Below are 269 nucleotides of genomic sequence, written 5' to 3' on the forward strand. Positions count from 1 at the left end.
GTCGTGGTTTGTTCCGCGCCCGTCAGCGTGAGCTTGATGCGCAGGGTTGCAGGCGAAGGCTGTGCGGCGATTTCGAAACGCTTCGACAGTTTCGACGCGAACGTCTTGCCCATGTAGCCAGCGAGCGCCGCCCTGTCGTCATCTTTCATATCCCCGAACTGGTTGTCATTGCCCCGATAGATATCGACGGGATCGACGATCACCTGGTTGTAACGCGACCAGACAACGGGGGCCGCGAACCGGTACGGCACCTTGGCGGAGTCGTCATC

Annotated in this window: 1 protein-coding gene; it reads right to left on the bottom strand. The window is 60.2% G+C overall.

Annotation, left to right across the window (positions count from 1 at the left end):
• On the bottom strand, positions 1-269 hold a 269-nt coding region (locus SB753_RS37570; protein ID WP_410805225.1), incomplete at both ends, for a DUF3313 family protein.

The sequence above is a fragment of the Paraburkholderia sp. SIMBA_053 genome, assembly GCF_046534895.1.
In the GTDB taxonomy this organism is placed as follows: Bacteria; Pseudomonadota; Gammaproteobacteria; order Burkholderiales; family Burkholderiaceae; genus Paraburkholderia; species Paraburkholderia caledonica.